This is a genomic window from Blautia sp. BCRC 81119 (assembly GCF_003184505.1).
GTDB lineage: Bacteria > Bacillota > Clostridia > Lachnospirales > Lachnospiraceae > Blautia_A > Blautia_A fusiformis.
In genome coordinates this window covers 59,103-71,769 of the sequence record NZ_QJHD01000024.1, presented here as the reverse complement: position 1 = coordinate 71,769, position 12,667 = coordinate 59,103, and the positions used below count along the sequence as shown (strand labels likewise).

The following is a 12,667-nucleotide window of genomic DNA, read 5'->3' as shown; positions in this document are numbered from 1 at the left end:
GTAACACATGGAGCTGACTGTTACTAATCGGGTGAGGGCTTGACCAAGAAACGCAGGTTAAGAATTGATTCAAAGAGTTTGATTAACGATCAACAAGCATGTATGTAGTTTTTAAGGTATAATCCTTAAATTAAATATTCCTCCTTAGCTCAGTCGGTAGAGCATGCGGCTGTTAACCGCAGTGTCGTTGGTTCGAGTCCAACAGGGGGAGCATGGTGCCATAGCCAAGTGGTAAGGCAAAGGTCTGCAACACCTCTATCCCCGGTTCAAATCCGGGTGGCACCTCTTAGAAAGCCCTGGAAAGATGAATTTCCAGGGCTTATTTTTCCTATAAAAATGTACTTGCTGAAGACCGTGAAGACAGACTTCTGGAAGATCGGACAGCATCAGGAATTTTTTTCCGTAAGCAGGATTCGTTTACGATTATAAAACAGGTGAAGGTACATGGCATCCTGAGCACGCAAAGCGTCATGCTCTGCAATGGCAGCTCCTTATACAGGAATCCGTTTTATGCCTACCGGCGGGATCAATGCGAAAAACCTTGAGGACTATCTTTCCTGTGAGAAAATCCTCTGCTGCGGCGGAAGCTGGATGGTAAAAGGAGATCTTGTGAAGGCAGGAGAATTTGACAAAATAAGAGAACTGACAGCAGAAGCAAAAAAGCTTGCGGATTCCATAAGAAAGTAATCAAACTTAATACACATATTCAATAAAAAAAGCAGAACCCTGCACAACCAGGCAGAGTTCTGCTTTTTTGTCAATTATTGTGAAAATAGATCAATGAAGCAGGATCGGCAGAAGTTTTTTCCGCTTCAGCTGCCAGATCAGCTACAGGACCCGCAGAAGGTTTCCGAAGATCCATTCGGTAAAGATAAAAGATCCCACCGAAGAAACCGGGAATCAGTCCGGCGTATCCACCGGCACATAAGATCACAGTCAGCTTCACCATCAGTTCTGTCTGAAGTTCCAGACAAACAAGTAATCCTGCAAGAATTCCGGCTACACTCCATCCAGCTGTCAAAAGTGCAAGAAAAACAGCTGGCGCAGGGGCCTTTTTTAAATTTTGATCTAAGTGATTCCACAGTACTTTATACATAATCCATTCCTCCTGTTTTGCTGGAATTATACTTCTGCTGTTGTCAGCAACAGTCAGCCATAATATTGATTTCCTTTATCTGTCTGTATTATAGAAAAGAAATGTAAAATACAAATGCGCAGGAATGAAAAATCTTTGTAAAATATAAGTAGAAATTGCATTTTGAATTAAGAACCGATATACTTATAAATATAGTTATTAATAATATTCGATCACAGCCGAAAACATTTTTCTACAGCTGTGATACGTGAGTGAGAGAATTAAAAGGGGGCAGATAAAAGCCCCCTGAAATCATATAGAGAGTAAAGAGGAGGGGTGGAAATGGAGCATACGGAAGAATATGTGAAGCTGGAGAATGTATCCAAAATCTATGGCTCAAAAGAAGTGAAGATCATAGCTGTGGATGAGATCAGCTTCCGGATAAAAAAAGGAGAATTTGTGGTTGTGGTAGGACCAAGCGGTGCCGGAAAGACAACGGTGCTGAATATCCTGGGCGGAATGGATAAGGCCACATCCGGCAATGTCTGGATCGATGGAAAAAATATTGCAAAATATACAGACCGGCAGCTGACCGGATACCGACGGGAGGATATTGGATTTGTATTCCAGTTTTATAATCTGGTGCCAAATCTGACTGCATTGGAGAATGTGGAGCTTGCTCTTCAGATCTGTAAGGATCCTCTGGATGCTAGGACAGTTCTGGAGGAAGTAGGGCTGAGGGAGAGACTGACCAATTTTCCGGCACAGTTATCCGGCGGTGAGCAGCAGAGAGTTTCCATAGCCAGAGCGCTGGCGAAGAATCCAAAGCTTCTGCTCTGTGATGAACCTACAGGAGCGTTGGATTATCAGACCGGCAAGGCAATCCTGAAGCTCCTTCAGGATACCTGCAGGGAACGGGGCATGACGGTTATTGTCATTACTCATAACTCTGCATTGACACCTATGGCCGACCGTGTGATCAAGATCAAAAACGGCAAGGTTTCCAGGATGACTGAAAATGCACATCCCACACCAGTGGAAGAGATTGAATGGTAGGTGACGGAATGAAGGCATTACACAAAGATTTCTGGATGGAGATCCGGAAAAGTAAAGCACGTTTTATCTCGATCTTTCTGATCGTGGCACTGGGTGTTGCATTTTTTTCCGGGATCCAGGCGTCTTCTCCGGATATGAGATATTCCGGAGATGCTTATTATGAAGCAGCAAAGCTGATGGATCTGAAGATCCAGGGAACCCTGGGACTGACTCAGCGTGATGTAAAAGCGGTATCGGATATTGACGATGTGGAACTGGCTGAGGGCAGCTACTCTACGGATGTTATGAGTGGAGAGGACGATGCCAGGAAGGTTCTTCATCTGGAATCTATCAGCAGCAATTTTAATCTACTTACAGCAGATGAAGGAAGGATACCGGAAAAAAGCGGCGAGATTTTTCTGGACAAGCCATTTGCAAAGAATCGGGGGTATAAAATCGGGGATACCATATCTGTCAGTGAGGATGGAGACAGTGAGCTTCTGAAAAAAACAACCTATACAGTTGTGGGAATCGGAAGCAGCCCTCTTTATATTTCATTTAACAGAGGAAATACGACTCTTGGATCCGGTGAGGTCAGCGGCTTCGGATACATTCTTCCTGAGGATTTTGAACAGGAAGCTTTTACCCAGATCTATATTATGGTCCATGAATCCGGGGATGTGATCAGCTATACCGATGCTTACGACAATCTTATCAGGAAAATACAGAAGCGTGTGGAAGGCATCGAAAAAGAACAGTGCAGCCTGCGCTACGATGAGATCGTCGCAGAAGCCAATGAAAAACTGGATGATGCCAGAAAAGAGCTTGAGGACGGAAAGAAGGAATCAGAGGAAAAACTTGGCGACGCGAAGAAAAAGCTGGATGATGGGCAGAAGAAGTATGAGGATGGAAAAAAAGAGTACGAAGATGGAAAACAGCAGCTCAGTGATGCAAAAAAGGAGCTGACCGATGGAAAACAGCAGCTTGCTGACGGAAGAAAGCAGATTGAAGATGGATGGTCTCAGCTTAACAGCGCAAAACAGCAGGTGGAAGACGGTCTGTCCCAGTTAAATACTGCCAGATCCCAGCTTGCCGACTCCGAAGCACAGATAAATGAGAAGCAGGCAGAGCTGACTGCCGGATATGAACAGCTGAATGCCGCAAAACAGCAGGTAAGTGACGGTGAGGTCCAGCTCCGGGAAGCGGAAAAAACACTGGAAAGCAAACAGGCTGAGCTTGACAGTGGAAGAGAACAGTTGGAAACGGGAAAGAATACGATCAAAGAAACAAAGACTGCTCTCACCGGTCAGAAAGAACAGTGTGAGGCAGGACTTGTACAGGTTTCCGAGGGCGAATCCCAGATCAGTTCCAGTGAAGAAGCCCTTTCCGGGCAGCAGGCACAGCTGGATGAATTGACCAGCCAGAAAGAGGCATTAAGCAGTCAGGCGGCGGAGCTGCAGGCGCAGTATGACGCCGGTGTGGAAGCAGGAAAAACCGAGGAAGAGCTGGCGGAGCTTTCCACGCAGATCCAGACTTTAAATGGTCAGATCAGTGCAATGGAAGAACAGATAAATGCCGGTCAGGCCCAGATCGACGGGGCGCAGGCAGAGCTTACTGCAAAAAAATCAGAGCTGGCCCAGACAAGAGCTGAACTGGAGAGCAGCCTAGGTCAGATCAATGAGGGCTTCAGCCAGATCAAAGAACAGGAAGAGACACTTTCCAGGACAGAGGCACAGCTGAACGAAGGCCAGGAAGAACTGGATAAAGGGAAAAAAGAACTGGAAACAAAGAAAGCAGAGCTTTCCGCGGCAAAAGAAGAAATTGCGGTAAACCAGGCAACTCTGGATGATGGCCAGAGTCAGCTGGATTCGGCCAGAGCCCAGCTCAGCTCAGGGCGGCAGCAGCTGGAGGAAAAACAGGCCCAGTTAAATGCCGGTCAGGCAGAGATCCAGGCCAACACAGAAAAGCTTACCAGCAGTCAGGCAGAACTGGATGCAAATGAACAGAAGCTCCTGGATGGTGAAAAAGAGATCCGGGAAAATGAACAGAAATTAAAAGACGCCAAAAAAGACCTGGAGGACGCCAAAAAGAAGCTTTCCGATGGAAAGAAAGAATATCAGGACGGCAAAAAAGAAGCCGATGACAAAATTGCGGAAGCCCAGCAGAAGATCGAGGATGCCCAGAAAGAGGTGGATGATATTGAAACACCGGAGTGGATCGTCACGGACCGCAATGACCTTCCAGAATATTCGGATTTTGGTGATAACGCAGAGCGACTGAAAAACATCGGAAAGGTTTTCCCGATGATATTCTTCCTTGTAGCGGCTCTGATCAGTCTTACCACGATGACACGAATGGTGGAGGAACAGCGAACCCAGATCGGAACCATGAAAGCGCTGGGATACGGAAAAGCATCCATTGCATCCAAGTATCTCAGCTACGCATTTCTGGCTACAGTAGGTGGAAGTATCGCAGGAGTACTTTTCGGAGAAAAGGTTCTTCCGTTTATCATTATCCAGGCGTATGGAATCATGTACTGGAATATTGGCGATCACATGCAGCTGGATTATGAGTTACAATATGCACTGATCGCTTCCGGGGCAGCGGTGATCTGTACTATGGGCGCTACACTGTTTTCCTGCGCAAAGACCCTGGCAGAAACACCGGCATCTCTGATGCGTCCGCCTGCACCGAAAGAAGGAAAACGGATCCTTATTGAACGGATTAGCTTTATCTGGAAGCATCTGAGCTTTTCCTGGAAATCATCCATGCGAAATCTTTTCCGTTATAAAAAGCGTCTTTTTATGACCATTTTCGGAATTGCAGGAAGCATGGGACTGATGCTTGTAGGATTCGGACTTTATGATTCCATTATGGATATTGCAATTCTCCAATATGACCAGATCCAGCACTATGATGCCATGGTGATCAATGATGAGGATGCCACAGACAGCCAGGAAAAGGATCTTCTGAAATTCCTGGACGGAAACAGCGAGATCGATCACTATACCCGTGTGCAGCTCACCAAGATGACGGCACCAAAAGAAAAGGGAAGTGTCAGTATCTATGTGTATGTTCCGGAAAATACGGAAAATTTTAAAGAGGATGTAACATTACGTGACAGAAAGTCCCACGAGCAGTATGAGCTTACCGATGATGGAGCGGTGATCTGTGAAAAAACGGCTTCTCTTATCGGTGTGAAAACAGGAGACGAGATTACCCTGGAGAAAGACAACAGAAAATATAAAGTAAAGATCACTGCTGTCACGGAGAACTATATGGGACATTACGTTTACATGACCCCACCCTGTTATGAAAAAACATTCGGAGAGAAACCGGAATATTCAAGTACAGTATATACTATGAAAGAGGATGCAGAGAGTGATCTGGAAACTCTTGGAAATGCAATCCTGAAATATCCGGCAGCTTTAAGTATCAGCTATACAAGCAGCACAGCAGGTCAGGTAGAGCGAATGCTGGGATCCCTCGGAGCGGTGATCTGGGTCCTGATTATTTCTGCCGGAATGCTGGCATTTGTGGTACTGTATAATCTGAACAACATCAATATCACAGAGCGTCAGAGAGAGCTTGCAACATTGAAGGTCCTGGGATTTTATGATGGCGAAGTTTCCCAGTATGTATTCCGGGAAAATATCCTGCTGTCCTTCATAGGGATTCTGGCAGGCGCAGTGTTCGGAATCTTCCTCCACCGGTATGTGATCACAACCGTTGAGGTAGATGCGGTAATGTTCGGAAGAAATATCAAGCCAATAAGCTTTGTTTACAGTGGAATCATTACCTTTGGGTTCTCCATGTTTGTAAATATGGTGATGCATTTTAAGCTGAAAAAGATCAATATGGTAGAGTCACTGAAGAGCGTGGAATAAAATAATGAAATGATAAGACTGCCTGCATACAGGAATTTTACATATTTCCCTGTATGCAGGCAGTTTTGTAATGAATATCCTGAAAGACTGGGATGACCATGATCTGCCTGAAGCTAATTTTGTAAGTATTTCACAATTGAAATGTAAACGTTTTCCTATAAAATGTAACCATAGAATTCTTCCGGAGGAATTTTAAATATGGCAAATATAGATATTAAATTTATCGCGAAAAAAAGCGGGTGTTCGATCGCTACAGTTTCCCGTGTTATCAACCGTTCCAAACCAGTCAGCGAGAAGCTGCAGAAAAGAGTGGTAGATACCATCAGAAAGTACAATTATAATCCCAGCGTTCACGCACAGTATCTGGCTGGTAAGAAGTCAAAACTGTTCGGCTTTATAATGACAAACTACATTAATCAGTATCAGCTTCTGTTGTTTCGGTATCTGAATGAGTTTGCATGTAAGATGGGATATGGCTGTATTATCCGTTATTGCAATTCAGGATTTGAGGAAAAACTGGAAGCATTAAGAGAACTGGAGATCAGAGGAATCGAAGTCTGCTTTAGCCTTTTTCTGCTCTCACGGGAAGAGGAAGCGTATATAAAAGAAAATTTTAGGATTAAAGTCTGTCATATGCAGTCACCGGAAATGCGTTTGAATATCATGGAAAAAAATGAAAGCTCTGTCTATGAGACCATATGCTATCTTGCCCAGCTTGGCCACAGAAGGATAGGGGGCATCTTTTGCATTGACGAAATGGACGACAGCTTCCTTATTGCAAGGAAACGGGGATTTTTAAGAGCTGTAAGGCAGATGCAGCTGGATCAAGAAGAATCCCTGATCGGTCAGATCCATGGAGACTATGAAAAAAGCAGTCTGATTTCTGTGATAGAGAAGATATTTGTACCTCAAAAGCTGCCAACGGCATTGTTTTGTTACAGCGATGAAGTTGCGATAGAGGTAATGTCCTGGATCATGAAGCATGGTTACAGAATTCCGGAGGACGTATCTGTAGTTTCGTTTGACGGTATTCCGTTTGCGGAACGCATAACGCCTTCACTGTCTACGATCAGTCAGCCGGTAGAATATCAGGCAAAAAGTATCATAAACGGCATGCTGTATCTACAGGATGGAGCCGAGAGACCATGTGATGAAAAGGAAAATGAATATCTGCTGCAGATCCGTGACAGTGTGGGAATTCCTGGTCATTATGAAAAATAGGAGGAAAAATATGAAAGCGAAAAATTAATTGCCGCCGGTATTGCGGCATCAATGTCACTGCTGACTCTTGTAGGATGCGGAACAGCCGGAAATGCTGGCAATTCTGGAGGAGACACCGCTAAAGAAGATACCGTCAAGGAAGATACCGCTAAGCGAGGGCGAAGACTCTGATAGAAGCTGCAGAGCACAGCGTTGGAAGCAAAGAAGGAGCAGTATCTGCAAGAATGGAGATCCGAATGCTTCTGGAGGACTATGAATCCAGAAATACACGTCTGCAGGAAGTTATGGTTCTAATTGAAGAACTGGTAAAACAGATTCCGATGGCTGAAAAGCTGTTAGGGATCAAAGGTGTGGGAATCAGGACAGTGTCAGGGTTCCTTGCAGAAGTAGGTGATATTAGCCGCTTCAGCAATCCGAAGGAACTGCAGAAGCTTGCAGGATTGGCATTGGTTGAAAATAGTTCAGGAAAGCACAAGGGCGAGACAACAATAAGCAGACGGGGCCGAAAGAGACTCAGATACCTGCTCTTTGAGGTTGCAATGTCGCTTGTAGCGAAGAATCCGGAGTTCAGAGAACTCCATAATTATTACACAACCAGAAAACTGAATCCATTAAAGAAGATGCAGTCACTTATGGCGGTTGCGGCCAAGCTGATACGTGACTTTTATGCGATGCTGACAAAAGGTGTGGCTTATGACCCCCAAAAGCTGGTCAGTGATATCAGGAGACCGGCAGCTTATCTGCAAGTAGCGTAAGAAAAAAGTAACTATAGTAGAGGCTGTCATCTGGGCAGCCACTGAATCAAGCAGAATGTAACAGATAACGTCCACTGATCACAGTGCTGGTACAGGAAGCAAGTCAGTAATCAACAATACAAAGAATGAGCCAGTAGTCGGCAGAAATAGTCACCATGGGGCATATGACCCCGTTAAGGAGCATAGCTGACACATGAGATTTGAAAAGAAGAAATATATTCTTGCAAAAGTAAATCAGATTTTAATCGGGTATTAACATTATTATGGAATAAGTGATAACTATCAAATGATGGATAACTTCCGTAAGAGAGTTATTCAGATTCTTTATTTTTGGATGAATAGGCATAGTCAGAGGAAAAGTTATACATGGGATGGATTCAATCAGTTTTTGAAGGAGCATCCTATAGTAAGACCACGTATTTATGTGAGCCTATATGGATAATCTGAGGCATAAGTGTCGTGAAGAGCCGTATGCCTGAATTGGGCACGTACGGATCTGTGGGGGATATACTTAGTAATAGGTGTTTCTACCCGACAAGTTAGGACCTCTGGAGACAGAGATGATCCTGGTGGATATAGGAGGTTAGCTGCCATAGAGGGATGGGTATACACAAGGCCAGTAAAGCGGAAATCAATGACGTTTTATTTCGTATACCTTCTAACCACTATTTCAGTACTTGATATATCGAAATGCTTATAGCTTTGGCTTGTTCACTGAGATATAAAGGTTGAAAAAACTTGAATTTTCAATAAAAAACACTTGATTATATGAGGAGGAGACGAGCATGAAAAAAGTATTATACGAGGAATTACTTCCGGAAGAATGTGTACAGAGGATAAAGGAGATGCCGGTTGCCTATCTGCCACTTGGCACACTGGAATGGCATGGTCCGCATATGCCTCTTGGAGCTGACGGGATCCAGTCAAAAGAACTGTTTGTCCGGGTGGCAGAAAAGGTCGGTGGTGTAGTGCTTCCGATGCTGTTCATGGGACCTGACCGTTTATTTGATGATCGGGGAACTGTATTTTATGGAATGGATATCAATACAGAGGGCGCACTGAATATCTATTGTGCCCAGCAGATGAAGGGCAGTGCTTACTGGATGGAAAAGGGACTGTTTCAGGATCTGCTGCGCAGTATTTTTGCACAGCTTTCCAGAGCAGGAGTCCGCATCGTTGTGGGACATGGACACGGTCCGTCAACAAATGCATTTCAGGAAATGAAGGAAGAGGCAGAAGAAAAATACGGACTGTGCATTATGACAGCATGGACCTATGCGGATGATGAGAGACTGAAATATCAGAATGATCATGCCGGAGCAAATGAGACCTCTATTGTAATGGCTGTTCGGCCGGAACTGGTTGACTTTGGACAGGTAAAAGAAGATGAGAGTAATCTGATCGGTATTGCAGGACGTCATCCGGTCCGAGAATCATCGGAAGCATTCGGAAATGAAATTCTGGAATATACAATGAAAACACTGATCGCAGGCATTGAGAAGGAGTACAAAACAATAAAAGAAAGATAGATAAAAAAATATCTCCATTGGAAAAAATAACCGGTGGAGATATTCTGTTTTATTTTGATTTTTACTTTTGAAATAAGGCCTCTGTCTTGACAAAAAAAGAAAATTTCATTATAGTAGGAACATGGCAAAGGTGTTGAATAAGAGGAGTATGCAGATCTACGCTGACAGAGAGAAATGCACAGACGCAAGAGAAGCGCAGGCTGAAAGGCATTTTCAGATGGAGGACTGCAGAAGGTAGCTTAGGAGCCGGGAAACTGAAAGCAGAAATGCAGAACAGATGCAGATGCTGCTGTGTAGGTTTTCACGTACCCCGCGTTAAGGGACAAGAGATAGACGGGAATAACAGATGTTTTTTCCGGATAATGAAGGTGGTACCGCGAGAATGATCGCCCTTCGCACATTAGTTATTGGCTTTTGTGTGGAGGGCGTGTTTTTTCTTGCAGAAAACAGGAGCATTTTAAGGTTCCTATAATCAGAAAGATTCAGGAGGAAAACATGAGCAAAGAACTTGCAAAGACTTATGATCCCAAGGGTATTGAGGATCGTCTGTACAAAAAATGGATGGATAACGGATACTTCCATGCAAAAGTTAATCCGGACAAAAAACCTTTTACAATTGTAATGCCGCCGCCCAATGTAACCGGACAGCTGCATATGGGACATGCACTGGATGAGACCATGCAGGATATCCTGATCCGTTTCAAAAGAATGCAGGGCTATGAGGCTCTCTGGCAGCCGGGAACTGACCATGCAGCCATCGCTACAGAGGTTAAGGTAACAGAGAAACTTCGTAAGGAAGGGATTGATAAGAACGAGATCGGCCGTGACGAATTTATGAAACATGCCTGGGCATGGAAAGAGGAGTACGGCGGAAAGATCATCAACCAGCTGAAAAAGCTGGGAGCATCTGCAGACTGGGAGCGTGAGCGCTTTACCATGGATGAGGGCTGCTCCAAGGCTGTTCAGGAAGTATTTATCCGCCTTTATGAGAAAGGCTATATCTACAAAGGCTCCAGGATCATCAACTGGTGTCCGGTATGCCAGACCTCTATTTCTGATGCAGAGGTTGTACATGAGGACCAGGACGGATTTTTCTGGCACATCAATTATCCCATCGTAGGTGAGGAAGGACGTTTTGTTGAGATCGCGACCACTCGTCCGGAGACACTTCTCGGCGATACAGCAGTTGCTGTAAACCCGGAGGATGAAAGATATAAAGACCTTGTAGGAAAGATGCTGAAGCTTCCTCTTACAGACAGAGAGATCCCGGTTATTGCCGATGAGTATGTTGACAAGGAATTCGGAACAGGCTGCGTTAAGATCACACCGGCACACGACCCCAACGACTTTGAGGTTGGACGCCGTCATAACCTTGAGGAGATCAACATCTTAAATGATGATGCCACCATCAACAGTCTTGGCGGAAAATATGCAGGTATGGACCGTTACGAGGCACGTAAGGCCATGGTAGAGGACCTGAAGGAGCAGGGACTTCTTGTAAAGGTTGTTCCGCACAGCCACAGTGTTGGTACCCATGACCGCTGCGGTACAACGGTAGAGCCGATGATCAAACCACAGTGGTTTGTAAAAATGGACGAAATGGCAAAAGCTGCTATCAAAACTCTGGACGCCGGAAACCTTCAGTTTGTTCCGGCACGTTTTGACAAGACTTACCTGCACTGGCTGGAGAATATCCGTGACTGGTGTATTTCCCGTCAGCTTTGGTGGGGACACAGGATCCCGGCTTATTACTGCGATGAGTGCGGTGAGATGGTGGTTGGAAGAGAGATGCCGGAGAAATGCCCGAAATGCGGATGCACACATATGCATCAGGATGAGGACACTCTGGATACCTGGTTCAGTTCCGCACTGTGGCCGTTCTCCACACTTGGATGGCCGGATAAGACACCGGAGCTTGAGTATTTCTATCCTACAGATGTTCTGGTAACCGGATATGATATCATCTTCTTCTGGGTTATCCGTATGGTATTCTCCGCACTGGAGCAGACCGGTGAGACACCGTTCCACCATGTACTGATCCACGGTCTGGTACGTGACTCACAGGGACGTAAGATGAGTAAGTCTCTTGGAAACGGTATCGATCCGCTGGAGGTTATCGACAAATACGGCGCAGATGCCCTTCGTCTGACACTGATGACAGGTAATGCACCTGGAAATGATATGCGTTTCTACTGGGAGCGTGTAGAATCCAGCCGTAACTTTGCAAATAAGATCTGGAATGCTTCCCGTTTCATTATGATGAACCTGGAGGGCAAGACAGTAACAGCGCCGGAAGACCTGAACGCACTGTGCAACGAGGATAAATGGATCCTTTCCAGACTGAACACAGTGATCCGTGATGTTACTGAGAATATGGATAAATATGAGCTTGGAATTGCCGTACAGAAGGTCTATGATTTCCTGTGGGATGAGCTCTGTGACTGGTATATCGAGATGGCAAAGGTAAGACTGTGGAAGGCAGAGGAAAACCCGGCAGCAGCAAACGATGCACTGTGGACACTCCGCACTGCGCTGACACAGGGACTGAAGCTTCTTCATCCGTTCATGCCGTTTATCACAGAAGAGATCTACTGCACACTGCTTCCGGATGAAGAGTCCATCATGATCTCCGACTGGCCGGTATACAGAGACGAGATGGATTTTGCAGATGCTGAGAAAGCAGTTTCAAGCTTCCAGGAGGTTGTACGTGGAATCCGTAACACCAGAAACGAGATGAACGTACCGCAGAACAGAAAGACCAATATCTACATCGTAGGCAAGGATGCAGAGTGCTGTGCACGTTTTGAGTCCTGCAAGAAATCCTTTACAAACCTTGCGTTTGCAAAAGAGATCCACGTACAGCAGGATAAGAACGGAATCGGTGAGGATGCGGTATCCATCGTTGTGGCAGACGGTGTGGTTTATCTGCCGCTGGAGGATCTGATCGACCGTGAAAAAGAGATCGAACGTCTCACAAAAGAGCAGGAGCGACTTACAAAAGAGATCGCACGCTGCGAGGGAATGCTGAACAATCCGAATTTTGTGAACAAGGCACCTGCAGCCAAGGTAGAGGCAGAGAAGGAGAAACTTGAGAAATACAAAGAGATGAAAGAGAAAGTGAACCTGCAGTTAACACAGATGGTGAAATAACGAAGGAGTGTTTTA

The 12,667-nt window shown here is 45.2% G+C and carries 6 protein-coding genes, 2 tRNA genes and 2 pseudogenes; 9 read left to right on the top strand and 1 reads right to left on the bottom strand.

The features are described 5' to 3' along the window. Positions 1-138: 138 nt before the first annotated feature. The 3 genes and pseudogenes from DMI82_RS14325 to DMI82_RS14310 all read left to right on the top strand — a co-directional run. Positions 139-211, top strand: a tRNA-Asn gene (locus DMI82_RS14325). Positions 212-214: 3 nt separating this feature from the next. Beyond that, positions 215-285, top strand: a tRNA-Cys gene (locus DMI82_RS14320). A 192-nt stretch (positions 286-477) separates the two neighbouring features. After that, a pseudogene (locus DMI82_RS14310) lies at positions 478-687 on the top strand (bifunctional 4-hydroxy-2-oxoglutarate aldolase/2-dehydro-3-deoxy-phosphogluconate aldolase); the annotation flags it as partial. Positions 688-757: 70 nt separating this feature from the next. Here the strand turns inward: DMI82_RS14310 and DMI82_RS14305 are convergent. Further along, positions 758-1,096, bottom strand: coding sequence for a hypothetical protein (locus DMI82_RS14305; protein ID WP_110103656.1), 339 nt, complete (start codon positions 1,094-1,096; stop codon positions 758-760). A 321-nt stretch (positions 1,097-1,417) separates the two neighbouring features. On the opposite strand from DMI82_RS14305, the gene DMI82_RS14300 reads away from it, so the two are divergent. From DMI82_RS14300 to DMI82_RS14275, 6 genes and pseudogenes are all read left to right on the top strand, one after another. Next, positions 1,418-2,131, top strand: a complete 714-nt coding sequence (locus tag DMI82_RS14300) for an ABC transporter ATP-binding protein (protein ID WP_021977039.1) — start codon at positions 1,418-1,420, stop codon at positions 2,129-2,131. Then, positions 2,125-5,997 (top strand): FtsX-like permease family protein, encoded by a 3,873-nt coding sequence (locus DMI82_RS14295; protein WP_110103655.1) that lies wholly within the window; start codon positions 2,125-2,127, stop codon positions 5,995-5,997. Before DMI82_RS14300 ends, DMI82_RS14295 begins: the two co-directional genes overlap by 7 nt. 198 nt (positions 5,998-6,195) lie before the next feature. Then, entirely contained in the window at positions 6,196-7,218 is a 1,023-nt protein-coding gene (locus tag DMI82_RS14290) for a LacI family DNA-binding transcriptional regulator (RefSeq protein WP_110103654.1), read from the top strand. A gap of 323 nt (positions 7,219-7,541) precedes the next feature. Continuing rightward, a pseudogene (locus tag DMI82_RS14285) lies at positions 7,542-7,973 on the top strand (transposase); the annotation flags it as partial. 785 nt (positions 7,974-8,758) lie between these two features. Beyond that, a complete protein-coding gene (locus DMI82_RS14280; RefSeq protein WP_110103653.1) occupies positions 8,759-9,502 on the top strand; it encodes a creatininase family protein in 744 nt (247 codons plus the stop codon). A 495-nt stretch (positions 9,503-9,997) separates the two neighbouring features. Next, positions 9,998-12,652 carry a valine--tRNA ligase gene (locus DMI82_RS14275; RefSeq protein WP_110103652.1) on the top strand — a complete coding sequence of 885 codons (2,655 nt, stop codon included), beginning with the start codon at positions 9,998-10,000 and terminating at the stop codon, positions 12,650-12,652. The last annotated feature ends 15 nt before the right edge of the window (positions 12,653-12,667 follow it).

Bases quoted from the DNA above. Each gene is read 5' to 3' on its own strand.
- DMI82_RS14305 (WP_110103656.1), bottom strand. From the start codon at position 1,096: ATGTATAAAGTACTGTGGAATCACTTAGATCAAAATTTAAAAAAGGCC.
- DMI82_RS14300 (WP_021977039.1), top strand. From the start codon at position 1,418: ATGGAGCATACGGAAGAATATGTGAAGCTGGAGAATGTATCCAAAATC.
- DMI82_RS14295 (WP_110103655.1), top strand. From the start codon at position 2,125: ATGGTAGGTGACGGAATGAAGGCATTACACAAAGATTTCTGGATGGAG.
- DMI82_RS14290 (WP_110103654.1), top strand. From the start codon at position 6,196: ATGGCAAATATAGATATTAAATTTATCGCGAAAAAAAGCGGGTGTTCG.
- DMI82_RS14280 (WP_110103653.1), top strand. From the start codon at position 8,759: ATGAAAAAAGTATTATACGAGGAATTACTTCCGGAAGAATGTGTACAG.
- DMI82_RS14275 (WP_110103652.1), top strand. From the start codon at position 9,998: ATGAGCAAAGAACTTGCAAAGACTTATGATCCCAAGGGTATTGAGGAT.